The organism is Flavobacterium stagni, from assembly GCF_004122105.1.
In the GTDB taxonomy this organism is placed as follows: Bacteria; Bacteroidota; Bacteroidia; order Flavobacteriales; family Flavobacteriaceae; genus Flavobacterium; species Flavobacterium stagni.
Map to the genome: position 1 here is coordinate 155,868 of NZ_SBKN01000004.1, position 12,941 is coordinate 168,808.

14 protein-coding genes are annotated in these 12,941 nt (G+C 39.7%); 9 read left to right on the forward strand and 5 right to left on the reverse strand.

The features are described from left to right. Position 1 precedes the first annotated feature (1 nt). From EQG61_RS08145 to EQG61_RS08170, 6 genes are all read left to right on the forward strand, one after another. Positions 2-1,438 carry an NADP-dependent isocitrate dehydrogenase gene (locus tag EQG61_RS08145; RefSeq protein WP_129461428.1) on the forward strand — a complete coding sequence of 479 codons (1,437 nt, stop codon included), beginning with the start codon at positions 2-4 and terminating at the stop codon, positions 1,436-1,438. 10 nt (positions 1,439-1,448) lie between these two features. After that, positions 1,449-1,694 carry a hypothetical protein gene (locus tag EQG61_RS08150; RefSeq protein WP_129461429.1) on the forward strand — a complete coding sequence of 82 codons (246 nt, stop codon included), beginning with the start codon at positions 1,449-1,451 and terminating at the stop codon, positions 1,692-1,694. A 131-nt stretch (positions 1,695-1,825) separates the two neighbouring features. Further along, a complete protein-coding gene (locus EQG61_RS08155) occupies positions 1,826-2,101 on the forward strand; it encodes a hypothetical protein (RefSeq protein WP_129461430.1) in 276 nt (91 codons plus the stop codon). Next, complete coding sequence (locus EQG61_RS08160; protein ID WP_129461431.1) at positions 2,098-2,940, forward strand: DUF6671 family protein; 843 nt, start codon at positions 2,098-2,100, stop codon at positions 2,938-2,940. Before EQG61_RS08155 ends, EQG61_RS08160 begins: the two co-directional genes overlap by 4 nt. A 5-nt stretch (positions 2,941-2,945) precedes the next feature. Continuing rightward, positions 2,946-3,908: an L-threonylcarbamoyladenylate synthase gene (locus EQG61_RS08165; RefSeq protein ID WP_129461432.1), complete on the forward strand. Its 963-nt coding sequence runs from the start codon at positions 2,946-2,948 to the stop codon at positions 3,906-3,908. A 2-nt stretch (positions 3,909-3,910) separates the two neighbouring features. Beyond that, positions 3,911-4,870, forward strand: a complete 960-nt coding sequence (locus tag EQG61_RS08170; RefSeq protein WP_129461433.1) for a sodium-dependent bicarbonate transport family permease — start codon at positions 3,911-3,913, stop codon at positions 4,868-4,870. Between the two features lie 91 nt (positions 4,871-4,961). Here EQG61_RS08170 and EQG61_RS08175 read toward each other — a convergent pair whose 3' ends face one another. The 5 genes from EQG61_RS08175 to htpG all read right to left on the reverse strand — a co-directional run bounded on the left by EQG61_RS08175 (position 4,962) and on the right by htpG (position 10,804). Next, positions 4,962-5,768 (reverse strand): hypothetical protein, encoded by an 807-nt coding sequence (locus EQG61_RS08175; protein WP_129461434.1) that lies wholly within the window; start codon positions 5,766-5,768, stop codon positions 4,962-4,964. 41 nt (positions 5,769-5,809) lie between these two features. Further along, positions 5,810-6,277 (reverse strand): hypothetical protein, encoded by a 468-nt coding sequence (locus tag EQG61_RS08180; protein WP_129461435.1) that lies wholly within the window; start codon positions 6,275-6,277, stop codon positions 5,810-5,812. Continuing rightward, entirely contained in the window at positions 6,277-6,684 is a 408-nt protein-coding gene (locus EQG61_RS08185) for a DUF2721 domain-containing protein (RefSeq protein ID WP_129461436.1), read from the reverse strand. Before EQG61_RS08185 ends, EQG61_RS08180 begins: the two co-directional genes overlap by 1 nt. A 62-nt stretch (positions 6,685-6,746) precedes the next feature. After that, positions 6,747-8,822 (reverse strand): prolyl oligopeptidase family serine peptidase, encoded by a 2,076-nt coding sequence (locus EQG61_RS08190; protein WP_129461437.1) that lies wholly within the window; start codon positions 8,820-8,822, stop codon positions 6,747-6,749. Positions 8,823-8,920: 98 nt separating this feature from the next. After that, entirely contained in the window at positions 8,921-10,804 is a 1,884-nt protein-coding gene (gene htpG, locus EQG61_RS08195; RefSeq protein WP_129461438.1) for a molecular chaperone HtpG, read from the reverse strand. Between the two features lie 172 nt (positions 10,805-10,976). Here htpG and EQG61_RS08200 point away from each other — a divergent pair, with 172 nt between their 5' ends. The 3 genes from EQG61_RS08200 (at position 10,977) to EQG61_RS08210 (ending at position 12,941) form a co-directional block, all read left to right on the forward strand. After that, positions 10,977-11,447 carry a lipocalin family protein gene (locus EQG61_RS08200; RefSeq protein WP_129461439.1) on the forward strand — a complete coding sequence of 157 codons (471 nt, stop codon included), beginning with the start codon at positions 10,977-10,979 and terminating at the stop codon, positions 11,445-11,447. Between the two features lie 3 nt (positions 11,448-11,450). Further along, the gene (locus EQG61_RS08205) at positions 11,451-12,149 is read left to right on the forward strand and encodes an OmpA family protein (protein ID WP_129461440.1); all 699 of its coding nucleotides are present in this window, start codon (positions 11,451-11,453) and stop codon (positions 12,147-12,149) included. Between the two features lie 117 nt (positions 12,150-12,266). Further along, positions 12,267-12,941, forward strand: a complete 675-nt coding sequence (locus EQG61_RS08210) for a TetR family transcriptional regulator C-terminal domain-containing protein (RefSeq protein WP_129461441.1) — start codon at positions 12,267-12,269, stop codon at positions 12,939-12,941.

Consider the following 12,941-nt stretch of genomic DNA (forward strand, 5'->3'; position numbering starts at 1 on the left):
GATGACAAGAATTACAATTGCAAAAGGGGATGGAATTGGTCCAGAAATCATGGACGCTACCTTATCCATTTTAAATGCTGCCGGTGCAGCCTTAGTGTATGACGAAATTGAAGTTGGAGAGAAAGTCTATCTTTCAGGGAACACTTCAGGGATTGCTTCCGCTTCTTGGGACACGATTCGTCAGAATAAAGTTTTTCTCAAAGCACCAATCACCACTCCTCAAGGAGGTGGATACAAAAGTTTGAATGTTACCACCCGTAAATTTTTAGGGTTGTATTCTAATGTTCGTCCTTGTCTTGCTTTAAGTCCGTATGTCGCCACCAAACATCCTGCGATGGATGTGGTAATTATTCGCGAAAACGAAGAAGATTTGTATGCAGGAATTGAGCACCAACAAACGGACGAAGTGGTGCAATGTCTTAAATTAATCAGTCGCCCGGGTTGTGAAAAGATCATCCGTTATGCTTTTGAATATGCCCGCGCTTTTGGACGTAAAAAAGTGACCTGTTTCACTAAGGACAACATCATGAAACAGTCCGATGGGTTATTTCACAAAGTTTTTGATGAAATCGCGGTGGAGTATCCCGAAATTGAAAATGAACATTGGATCATCGATATCGGTGCCGCCAAATTGGCTGATACTCCGGAAGCATTTGATGTGATTGTCACCTTAAATCTCTACGGCGATGTGTTATCGGATGTCGCCGCACAAATCGCTGGTTCGGTAGGGATGGCCGGTTCGGCAAATATTGGCGAAAGTTGTGCCATGTTTGAAGCTATTCACGGTTCGGCACCCCGTCGTGCGGGACAGGATATGGCCAATCCTTCTGGGCTTTTACAAGGAGCCATTATGATGTTGCAACACATTGGTCAAAATAATGTCGCAGAAAAAATTCAAAATGCTTGGTTAAAAACCATTGAAGACGGAATTCATACGTATGATATTTATGTCGAAGGGGTGAGTACTCAAAAAGTAGGGACCAAAGCTTTTGCAGCAGCCATTATTGAACGCTTGGGACAAGTGCCATCTGTGTTGAAGCCAGTATCATACGGTGCATCCAAACCCATGCAATTGCCCAAATACCAACGACCCGCACCCAAAACCAAAATGCTACATGGTGTGGATTTATTTGTACACTGGAGTGGTACAAATGCCGATGAACTGGCTGAGAAAGTTCGAGTCTTGGGCGATGGAAATGTAGGATTAAGTATGATCACCAACCGCGGTATAAAAGTTTGGCCTGAAGGATTTTCTGAAACGTTTTGTACCGATCACTGGCGTTGTCGATTCAAACCGCTAGATGGAAAACCGATTGAAAAAATCAAAGTTATTCAATTGTTACAGCAAGCCCATGTTTTGGAGATTGATGTCATCAAAACAGAGAATTTATATCATTTTGACGGCGAACCCGCTTTCTCATTAGGTCAAGGTCAATAATACGTTAACTATGGAATTACAATTAATACAGGGACAATTTTCTCCCCAGGAAGCGCTGAGTTTACTGCGCGAAATGGTGGATGTGAAAATAAAATTTCATGAACGAAAAATTGCCACGGCTGCTTCGGAAGAAGATATCAAGTTCAGGGAGAAACGCATCAAAGATTTGCAAGCTGAATGGCAACAAATTCAGACGCAGCTACAGCAAAATGAACGTTCTATTTCCCTTAAAGCCCCTGTGAATGTTACCTTTTAAATTAGGATTTCTTATTCTAAGTTTATTAGGAATCACAGTATATCAAATGAAAAGCGGTGATGGGATAGTTTCCAACTTCTTAGAAGCAATCGGCATTGTGTTACTGCTAACCATTTTAAAATTAACGACGGATGGAAGAAAAGAGAATTACATTGATTAAGGGTTCGTTTCAAGCGGATGAAGCTTTCGAATTATTGACCAAATTGATGAATTACAAAATACAATTTCATCAACAAGATGCATTCAGTAAGTCGATTCGAAATGTGGCACAAACCCAACATGCACAGCAACGTATTATAGCTTTACAACAAGCTTTACATGAAGTGCAAGAGTTTATGAAGTCCGGTCAAACTTCGGATTCAACGTTTAAAATATATAGTGAAATTCATATTGAGCGTGAAGCATGAATGCTTTTTTAGGTAAAAAATTATGCATTGCCACAGCGCATCAAAAGGAGATCGCTATTGCTCCTGTTGTTGAGCAGGGACTGAGAGTTGAGTGTGTGGTCCCTGCTCATTTAAACACCGATAGTCTGGGTACATTTTCGGGTGAAGTTTCACGAAAAGGAAGTGTACTCGAAACCCTTCGCGCCAAGTGCGCCTTAGCTATGAAAGAGAATAAATCCGATCTCGTACTGGCAAGCGAAGGGTCTTTCGGTGCGCATCCCTCGAGTCCGTTTTTACCAGCTGATTTTGAAATGGTACTATTAATTGACAACCAAAGTGGCAAAGAGTTTACAGGGTCGTTTTGGACAACCGACACCAATTTTTCGTCGACTTCAATCACAAGCGAAGACGAAATGGAATCGTTTATGGAACGCATTGGTTTTCCATCACACGGTATTATTTTAAGAAAAGAGGCTAATAGTTTTGACCCTATTTTCAAAGGAATTACCAATGTGGAAACACTTTGGGAGACCTATACTTTTTTAAAGAAAAATTTTGGAACCGTGTATGCAGAAACCGACATGCGCGCCATGGTCAACCCCAAACGAATGAAGGCCATTGGGAAAGCAACTGAAAATTTGGTGAACACTATTTTATCGCTTTGTCCAAATTGTCAAGCACCTGGATTTTCCATTCAAAAAATGGAAGCAGGTTTGCCTTGTGCTTGGTGCAAACAACCTACGCGCTCACCGTTGTACGCCTTGCGTAAATGCCAGGAATGCAGCCATGAAGTAAAATCCTTTTTCCCCAATCAAAAAGAAATGGAAGATCCGCAATATTGCGATTATTGTAATCCCTAACAGCTATGCATACCCCAGAAATACAGATTGCCAAGCTATATTTAGAAAATGAAGATGTGGTGGCCATTCCAACGGAAACGGTTTACGGTCTTGCTGCCAATATGTACAGTGAGAAGGCTGTTGAAAAGATTTATCAATTAAAAAAACGTCCGCGAAACAGTCCGTTGATTGTTCATGTGGAGTCCATCGCGCAATGCGAACAATTGGTCAATGAAATTCCGATGCCGCTATTGACCTTGATGGAACATTTTTGGCCGGGACCGTTGACGGTTTTATTGCCCAAAAATGAACGCGTTCCACAATGGATTACCGGTGAGAGTCCGTTTGTCGGACTGCGAATGCCGAATCATCCACTCACTTTAGACTTGATACATCAATGTGGGTTTCCTTTAGCGGCACCTAGCGCTAATCCTTTTTCGAGAATTAGCCCGACCACCGCTGCGATGGTCGAACATTATTTCAAAGAAGATGATGTCTTTGTTTTGGATGGTGGGCCATGTGTTTCCGGTTTAGAATCGACCATCGTTGGTTATGAAAACAATCGAGTAAAAGTTTACCGATTAGGGTCACTTTCTTTGGAGGCAATTACAGAAGTTATAGGCGATGTTTCTTATGAAGGAAAATCCGATAAAATCTTTTTTACACCCGGGCGTTACCCCAAACATTATGCCCCCAACACACCGGTTTTTCTTACGGAAAATATTAAGGAAACAATTCAAACTTTCGGACTTTACAAGTCACAAAAAATAGCGGTTTTGACTCATTCAAGGATTGAAAATTTACCTGAAAACTGTTCATTATTTAATTGGGAGTCATCCACTGATTTTGAGAATGCCGCCCAAAAGTTATATGCTAAACTCTTTGCCATCGATCAAATGCAATTTGATGGTATGGTCATTGAAAAATTTCCAGACGAAGGTTTGGGTAAAACAATTAATGATCGTTTACAACGCGCATCAAATCAATAATTATGGATTTACATTTACTTTTTGACAATTTAACAAACCCTGCATTGCTCTTTTTCTTGTTAGGTGTTCTGGCCGTGCAATTGAAAAGTGATTTACGAATTCCCCAAAATTCATCCAAGTTTATTTCAATTTATCTGCTTTTTTCTATTGGATTCAAAGGCGGGCAAGAGTTGTCGCACAGTACGTTTAGTCAAGAGATTTTAGGTGCGGTTTTTCTAGGATTAACTTCAGCTTTGGTGATTCCGTTTTACACTTTTTTTATTTTAAAACGCAATTTCTCAGTCTACGATTCAGGAGCTATTGCCGCGGCTTATGGTTCTGTAAGTGCCGTTACTTTTGTAACAGCGGGGAGTTTTTTAGAAATGCTTGGGTACCAATTTAACGGGTATATGGTAGCTGTAATGGCCATGATGGAAGCGCCTGCCATTGTGGTTGGGGTGAGTATGATTCGTTTTTTCTCCCCCGATAAAGAAGGTCCTAAATTGCTTAGTATTCTCAAACATTCATTAACTAATGGAAGTGTACTCTTAATTCTAGGAAGTTTGTGTATCGGATTTTTAGCGAATGAAGAACAAGCCCAAGGGATCAAGCCGTTTACGAATGATTTATTTAAAGGATTTTTGGCTGTTTTCTTATTGGATATGGGAATCAGTAGTGGTGAAAAATTGAATGATTTCTTTAAAAATGGAAAATTTGCACTCCTTTTTTCTTTAGTTATTCCTTTAATCAATGGCTGTTTTGTGGCGTGGTTTTCAGGATTCTTTGTAGCCGAAATAGGAAACCGATTTATGTTGGCGGTTTTAGCGGCTAGTGCCTCCTACATTGCGGTACCTGCGGCGATGAAAATTGCCGTTCCTAAAGCCAATCCAGGTTTGTTTTTACCCATGGCGTTGGCCATAACGTTTCCCTTTAATATCACTTTAGGGATGCCCATTTTTTTATCAATTATTGAAAGTTTTTGATTTTTTTCAATACTTTGTTTGGTTAGAGTAAACAGTGTAACTGTTTAAAAAGAGAAATCCCGAAACAATCGGGATTTCTTCATTTTAAAAATTATCTTCTTCTTCCACCTCCGCGTGGGGTGCGGATTACGGTGGTTCCTCGAGGGGTGCGGCGAACTACTTTGGTACCTCTTTTATTGTGTACAACTACTGTAGAGTGGCGACGCATGGGTTTATAAATACGATGAGCTACTACTACTCGACGTGTGGGAACTCGATGGAAATACACACGATGAGGTGCACATCGGGTGTAAAATACGGTGTAACTCACAGGTCGCCAAGGACGCCAGAATTTGGGGTAAGTTCCCCAACGCCACGGTGAGCGCCAAACCACATACCCTGGACGATAAATGAATCGGACGGATGGCCACAACCAAACATTCACCACTAGAGGTTGATTGGAATAATAGGGTGGGTTCGGACCCTTATTTTCTTTCACTGATTCAGCCACATCTGTGGGTTCGACAATCGTATTGGCCGCATACAAATCTTCATCGCCTTCAATTTGCAATTGCGCACTTTCATTTCCTGTTTTTTCAATACCAATGACCGCAATGTCTTGTTTTTCATTTTCGGATAAAAACGTACTCAAAACAATCGCATGGGTATCGCCTTCTTGGTAATCATCAACTTGGATGTAATCGATTGTTCCGTCTCCGTTGAGGTCTAAATTATTAACACCATTATTCTCTTGATTGAGAAGTTGTTCAAATTCTTCCAACGAATTTGCTTTTTGAAATAAGGTCAATGCTCCTTCTAAACTAAAATTATCTCCCGTGAATTCAGGAAGATTTTCGTCTTGCGCCTGTGTGGTTGCCAATCCGAGTACAACCAACACAAATGAAAAATACCGTTTCATAATGTGATTTTTTTAGTTGGACTTCAACTTGTGATTAAGGTTTAATCCACGATGAAGTCGGCCAATAATTTTAACTTATACAACAAATTTGAAAATTGAAGGGCAATGTTGCTGTTTTCTATTTGCGAAAGACTGCCGTGGTACTGTTGTTGGATGCGCAGATCTTCTATTTTTTCATCAATATTTTTAAAAAGCCAAGCGCAGGTTTTACCCACATATTTTTTGTTGCGATCGTTGTGAATGTGCTTGAGTGTAACTTCACCCGATTTTATGGTGTTGAAGGCAAATCGTTGTTTTCGAGCAATTTGAATTTGTTCGTTTTTCAATAACGATAAGAGTTTGTCATAGTTAATGCTTTTCCCTTTTTGAGCCGTTTCAAATGCTTTCAAATTGAGTTTGAGTTCGCGAATCAATTGGTCTTTTAAGGCGCGATTGTTTTTCACTAGTCCGCCTAGATTCAGGACCAATTCGGGTAATTCTTTTATTAAAGTGAGCCAATCAAATCCCATTAATCCTTGTTTTTTGTTTCTTCAATTAAATCTTTTAAATGGACACGCAAAGCGGTTACTGAAATGCTTATTTCCCAAAAAGAAATTCCAAGCGAGATCAATAAGCACAATAAACTTAACCCAAAAATATAAATGCCGAAAACTGTTTGTTGGAGATACAATAAAAGCATGGCAAATACGGAGAGAAATAAGGATAATACTCCAAACATTTGCATGGCGCGAATTAAGGTGAGTCGTAAATTCAAATTCTTTATTTCGTCCAAAATACTTTTGTTGCGGTTTTCGTCATAATTCTTTTTGAGTCCGCGCACAATTTGAGCAATGGTCAAAAAACGATTGGTATAGGCCAATAAAATCAACGAAGTGGCGGAGAAAAGTAGGGCAGGGGTTTCTATGGAAAGGTTCATCGGATTACTTTTTGTAAAGTTCGTTTAAATTCAAAAAATTAAAAAATGCCCGAAGGCATTCTTTAATTGGACTTCAATTTTTCCAATAAATACGTGTATTGCAATGCATTCCATTGGGCGCGTTGTTCATTGGTTGACGAACCCCCGTGACCGCCTTCTACATTTTCATAATAATATATTTTGTATCCCATATCTTGCATTTTGGCCGCCATTTTTCGGGCATGACCTGGATGCACCCGATCATCACGGGTGGAAGTCATAAAAAAGACTTCAGGATATTTCATTCCTTTTTTTACATTTTGATAGGGCGAATAGTTTTGAATATATTTCCATTCTTCGGGAAGGTCGGGGTTTCCGTATTCACCCATCCAACTCGCTCCAGCGAGCAATTTATTGTAACGCTGCATATCCAAAAGTGGCACCTGACAAACTACCGCATTATACAGTTCGGGATGTTGGGTAAAAGCGACACCCATTAACAAGCCGCCATTACTGCCACCCATAATGCCCAAATGTTCGGGCGAAGTAATGTTCCGCTGGATAAGATCTTTCGCAATAGCGGTAAAATCATCGTATACAATCTGACGTTTTTCTTTCAAACCAGCTTGGTGCCAAGCGGGACCAAATTCCCCACCGCCACGAATATTAGCCAAAACATAAATGCCGCCTTGTTCCAACCATAATGCGCCCATGGCACCGCTGTAAAAGGGTTGCATGGACACTTCAAATCCGCCATACCCATACAAAAGTGTGGGGTTTTTACCGTTGCGAACTGTCGATTTTGAAGAAATGATAAAATAAGGAACTTCTTTGCCGTCGGTTGAACGGGCCATGTATTGTTCTACTTGGTATTTATCTGCTTCAAAAAATGCAGGGAGCCCTTGTACTTTTTTGGGTGTTGTATTTTGGGCAGAAAACTCATAAAGCGAGGTGGGTTCGAGGAAATTCTCAAAAGTGAAATAAAAATCGTCGCTCTCACGATTGGCACTTACAATGTTAATGGTTCCAAAAGCAGGAGCACTCACTTTCGTCTGGTACCATTTGTCTTTTCCTTTACCTAAAAGAAAAACTTCACTTTTTACGTTGTTTAAGACATTGATTACCACCCATTTTTTTGTGGTGACTACCGATTCCAAACTCTCCACCGCAGTGGGTTTGAACAAAACATCAATTGCAAAATTTCCTTGCATTAGTCCCTCGAAATCAATGGCTAATAGACTTCCTTGGGTATAGATTTTTTGGTTGATTTCCCAATCTGATTTTAATTGGACTAAAGCTTTTCCAAATTTAATACCTTCTAGTGTAGCGTCTTCTGGCAAAGGAATGGCACGTAATTCTTGGTTGGAATACCAATATAACTTTCGAGTATAAAAGGATAGGGATTTGTTGATAATGATATAACTTTTGTCATTGTCACGGTAGACCGTTCCGCTGTTGAACACATCGGTTGGATCGCCTTCCAAAAGCACTTTAGCTTCGGATAAAGGCGTGCCACGTTTCCATAATTTCACATTTTTGGGATAACCCGAAGTCGTCAAAGTGCCCGGCCCAAAGTCGGTTGCCACAAGCAACGTATTTTCATCCACATATTGAATATTCGATTTGGCTTCTGGAAAGGTAATCCCGTTTGGGACAAATTGTTGGGTGCGCACATCAAATTCGCGGATTTCATTGGCATCGCCACCCCCATTAGACAAACTGATTAAATACAATCCGTTGCCAGGATAAAGCGGTGTTGCCCCGTGAAAAACCCATTTTTTTCCTTCTTTATTCGCTAAAGCATCCACGTCCAAAAGGGTTTCCCATTGTGTTGCTCCTTTATCGTAATTGGATTTTAACATCCGCCGCCAAATACCGCGAACGTGTTGGTCATCTTGCCAAAAATTATAGACATATTCCCCTGTGACAGAAGGATAGACAATGCGGGCTTTGGAATTGATGATGGTTAAGGATTGGTTGTAAAGTTGGGAGTATTTGGTATTCTTTTTTAATTGGTCAAATGTTTTTGTATTGTTGGTTTTTACAAATTCCATGGCTTTCACACCATCGACTTCTTCTAGCCAAAGATAAGGATCTTGTTGGGCAGAGACGGCTATTGTTTGTAAACTCATAAGCGTAATTAAGACTAATTTTTTCATAGAAATTCGTTCTAAAGTTGGCTAAAGATACGGTATCTCACAAAATAAAAAAAGCTGTCAGTCGCAACCAACAGCTTTTTTATAGCTTTTATTTCAAATTATTTAATGCGCTCGAAACTGCGTTTCACAAAGGCGGTTAACTCTTCACCTTTCAATAATCCTTGGGAGATTTTAGCAAGATCCAACGCTTGTTTCACCAATTCTTCTTGCGCATTGGCTTCGGCTTTGAGCAGTGTTGCTGCCAAATCTGAATTGGAGTTGATTACCAAATTGTACATTTCAGGGAAGTTTCCAAAGCCCATCATGCCGCCACCGCCTGTCTGACTCATTTCTTTCATGCGACGCATAAACTCGGGTTGTGTCAAAATAAATGGAGTACTGTTGCTATCCATCGCTTCAATTTGAACGGTGTAATTGGCTTTGGGAACAAAATTTTCAATGACTCCTTTCAACTGTTCTTTTTCCTCATCCGATAGTTTAGATAATGTACTGTCTTCTTTTTGAATTAATTTATCAATGTGATCGGCATCGACACGCGCAAAAGTTAGATTTTCATTGTCAGCCTCTAATTTTTGAATCAAATGCGAAACAATAGGGGAATCTAAAACAACCACTTGATAGCCTTTTTCTTTAGCAATATCAATGTAACTGTGCTGTTGCTCTTTGTTGGAAGTGTAGAGTACAACTAATTTTCCATTCTTATCGGTTTGGATGTCTTTTACACTTTCTTTTAATTCAGAAAGCGTGTAGAATTTATCTTCAATTGTGGGATACAACACGAAGTCACCAGCTTTTTCATAAAACTTGGGTTCGGTCAACATTCCGTATTCCAACACGATTTTAATATCGTTCCATTTTTGTTCAAAGTCGGTGCGATTTTCATTGAAAAGTGCTTTCAATTTGTCCGAAACCTTGCGGGTAATGTAGTTGGAGATTTTCTTCACATTTCCATCCGCCTGTAAATAGGAACGCGAAACATTCAACGGAATATCTGGGGAGTCAATCACACCGCGTAACATTCCTAAAAACTCGGGAACGATTCCTTCCACATTATCGGTGACAAAAACCTGGTTTTGGTACAATTGGATTTTATCTTTTTGCATTTGTACCTCTTGCGACATTTTCGGGAAGTACAAGATTCCGGTCAAGTTAAACGGATAATCCACATTCAAATGGATATGAAATAGCGGATCTTCAAATTGCATGGGGTACAATTCGCGATAGAAGCTTTGGTAATCTTCATCCGTTAAATCGGTAGGTTGTTTGGTCCAAGCTGGTTCGGGATTGTTGATGATATTATCTACGTCAACAAATTCGGTCTTGTAATCCTCGCCCGCATCTTCCGGTTTTGGAAGGGCTTCTTTACGGGTGCCAAATTTGATCGGAATTGGCATAAACTTGTTGTATTTACGCAACAAATCCCCAATGCGGTGTTCTTCCAGGAATTCGGTGGAATCTTCAGCTATATGTAAGATGATTTCCGTTCCGCGGGTTGTTTTGTCATGTGGTACTAAGGTGAATTCCGGACTACCGTCGCAGGTCCAATGGGCTGCAGGTTCGTCTTTAAACGATTTGGTAATGATTTCCACTTTCTCAGCCACCATGAATGCTGAGTAGAAACCGAGTCCGAAGTGACCGATGATTCCGGTGTCTTTGGCAGAATCTTTGTATTTTTCTAAAAATTCTTCAGCGCCAGAAAAAGCCACTTGATTGATGTATTTTTCAACTTCATCCGCTGTCATTCCTAAGCCTTGGTCAATGATGTGAAGTTTTTTCCCTTCTTTATCAATTTTAACTTCGATAAAAGGATTACCGTATTCCACTTTTGCTTCGCCAATACCGGTAAGGTGTTTGAGTTTTAATGTGGCATCGGTGGCATTGGAAACCAATTCACGAAGGAAAATTTCGTGATCGCTGTACAGAAATTTTTTGATTAACGGGAAGATGTTCTCTACGGATACATTGATTTTTCCTGTTGACATATCTTAAAAGTTTAGTTATACAAAATTTGATTTCCAACTGAACAAAGAGAGTACCAAATGGGGAAAAACTGACAAATTGTCGTAGAACAAATCGCCATTAAGGATTCGTTAAATTCTACAAATTATTTTGTGTTAAGGTTTACCTTTGCATTAAAATAAAGACAAGAATACCATGAGAAAAATTTTTGTAATGTGTTTGGCAATAGTTATGGTTGTCGCATGTAAATCAAAGTCGGCAACCGCAACACGATTGGATCGAGGAACGCAAGTGGCTTTGAAAGGGAATTGGACATTGTCAAAGGTCGTTTTCCCAGGTTCGGATTATATTAAAATCAACGCTTTTGACTTGGCAGACAGTAAATGTTTTGTGGGAAGTCAGTGGAAGTTTATTTCCAATAATAATAAAGGAGAATTCGCTTTGAATCAAGGAAATTGCCCAGCTTACAGTTCGCCCATCACATGGTTCATCAATGATGAAGGTAAATTTGTGATGAAGATTTTGGACGAATCCAAAGCGAAAAAAGTAAAAGAAGGATATGTTTTAACTGTAGCCAATGTTACCGATTCTTCCTTTGAATTAATCGATACGGCCAACGTGGGAGGAAAGTCGGTTCAAGTAGTGTATCAATTTGTAAGAAATTAAAGTATGAAAAAGAATATAGCAATAGTTGTGGCAGCCGGACTTATCGCTGGTCCGATGATGACCAGTTGTGAGTCGGTTAAAAACACAAATAAAACCCAACGCGGTGCCGCTATTGGTGCGGTTGCTGGTGCGGTTTTAGGAGGTGTGATTGGAAACAATGCAGGTAAAGGCGGAAACGGTGCCATGGGTGCTGTATTGGGAGGTGTAATCGGCGGTGTTGCGGGTGGCGTCATCGGTCGTAAAATGGATAAACAAGCCCGTGAAATTGAAACCGCTTTACCCGGAGCGCAAGTGGAACGTGTAGGGGAAGGGATCAAATTAACTTTGGGTGAAAATGCCGTTCGTTTTGATTTTAACAAATCGACATTAACGGCTGGAGCCAAAGCCAATTTGGACAAATTGGTTCCGGTGTTTAAAGAGTATGCGGATACCGACATCAAGATATTTGGTTATACCGATGCCAAAGGCGCCGACGATTATAATTTGAATTTGTCAGAAAAAAGAGCACAAGCCGTAAAAGAGTATTTGGCTTCCAAAGGATTGAGTGTAGCGCGTTTTCAAATTGTGGGAATGGGCGAAGCAGATCCCATTGGTGATAATGAAACCGATGCGGGAAGAGCTTTAAATCGCAGGGTTGAGTTCTCGATTATAGCCAATGATAAAATGGTTCAAGACGCACAAAAAGAAGCCGGTCAACGGTAATAAATAGAAATCCAGTTCCGACTGGATTTTTTTATTTTCAAATATTAACAAATATTTTTGTTTAATTATTTGTTTAAAAGATTAAACAAGTAGTATCTTTACATCAAATACCAAAATATGGAACCCACAGCCAAAAAACGCGGAAAAAAGAAAATTGTTGACGATCAAGTCATTGTCAGTCTTTTTATGGACTCGGTATTGAAAAACGATGCCGAACCTAAGAATGTCTACCAGTTTTGCCATGACAACGGCATAACTGAAGCGGATTTTTATGTGCATTATGGTTCTTTAGCTGCGGTTAAAGAGGATATTTGGGTGCAAATGTTTGCCAATGCGGTTGCGACAATGAAGAACGATGAGCATTATGAAAGTTACAACCAACGCAATAAATTGTTGACATTGTACTTTACTTTTTTTGAAATCTTAACCTTGAATAGAAGCTATGTTCTTTTTCAATTGGAAGGCCATCAGCAAGCGTTAAAAAATTTGAAATCACTCAAAGGGTTGAGAAACCAGTTTAAAGATTTTGTCGTAGATACATTTGATTTCCCTCAAGAAGAAATGTGGAAAGAGAAATTCGAAAAAATCTCAAAACCAGTGATGGCTGAAGGTGCGTGGGTGAATTTTCTTTTCCTTCTAAAATTTTGGATTGAAGATACGTCCAAAGGCTTTGAAAAAACCGATGTTTTGATCGAAAAATCAGTGAATACAGCAATGGATTTAGCCAATACACAACCTCTTGAGAGTTTGTTTGATTTGGGCAAATTCTTGTGGAAAGAAAAAATGAACTAA

What these genes read in the sequence shown, in the direction of transcription:
- EQG61_RS08145 (WP_129461428.1), top strand. Translation starts at nt 2, where the DNA reads ATGACAAGAATTACAATTGCAAAAGGGGATGGAATTGGTCCAGAAATC.
- EQG61_RS08150 (WP_129461429.1), top strand. Translation starts at nt 1,449, where the DNA reads ATGGAATTACAATTAATACAGGGACAATTTTCTCCCCAGGAAGCGCTG.
- EQG61_RS08155 (WP_129461430.1), top strand. Translation starts at nt 1,826, where the DNA reads ATGGAAGAAAAGAGAATTACATTGATTAAGGGTTCGTTTCAAGCGGAT.
- EQG61_RS08160 (WP_129461431.1), top strand. Translation starts at nt 2,098, where the DNA reads ATGAATGCTTTTTTAGGTAAAAAATTATGCATTGCCACAGCGCATCAA.
- EQG61_RS08165 (WP_129461432.1), top strand. Translation starts at nt 2,946, where the DNA reads ATGCATACCCCAGAAATACAGATTGCCAAGCTATATTTAGAAAATGAA.
- EQG61_RS08170 (WP_129461433.1), top strand. Translation starts at nt 3,911, where the DNA reads ATGGATTTACATTTACTTTTTGACAATTTAACAAACCCTGCATTGCTC.
- EQG61_RS08175 (WP_129461434.1), bottom strand. Translation starts at nt 5,768, where the DNA reads ATGAAACGGTATTTTTCATTTGTGTTGGTTGTACTCGGATTGGCAACC.
- EQG61_RS08180 (WP_129461435.1), bottom strand. Translation starts at nt 6,277, where the DNA reads ATGGGATTTGATTGGCTCACTTTAATAAAAGAATTACCCGAATTGGTC.
- EQG61_RS08185 (WP_129461436.1), bottom strand. Translation starts at nt 6,684, where the DNA reads ATGAACCTTTCCATAGAAACCCCTGCCCTACTTTTCTCCGCCACTTCG.
- EQG61_RS08190 (WP_129461437.1), bottom strand. Translation starts at nt 8,822, where the DNA reads ATGAAAAAATTAGTCTTAATTACGCTTATGAGTTTACAAACAATAGCC.
- htpG (WP_129461438.1), bottom strand. Translation starts at nt 10,804, where the DNA reads ATGTCAACAGGAAAAATCAATGTATCCGTAGAGAACATCTTCCCGTTA.
- EQG61_RS08200 (WP_129461439.1), top strand. Translation starts at nt 10,977, where the DNA reads ATGAGAAAAATTTTTGTAATGTGTTTGGCAATAGTTATGGTTGTCGCA.
- EQG61_RS08205 (WP_129461440.1), top strand. Translation starts at nt 11,451, where the DNA reads ATGAAAAAGAATATAGCAATAGTTGTGGCAGCCGGACTTATCGCTGGT.
- EQG61_RS08210 (WP_129461441.1), top strand. Translation starts at nt 12,267, where the DNA reads ATGGAACCCACAGCCAAAAAACGCGGAAAAAAGAAAATTGTTGACGAT.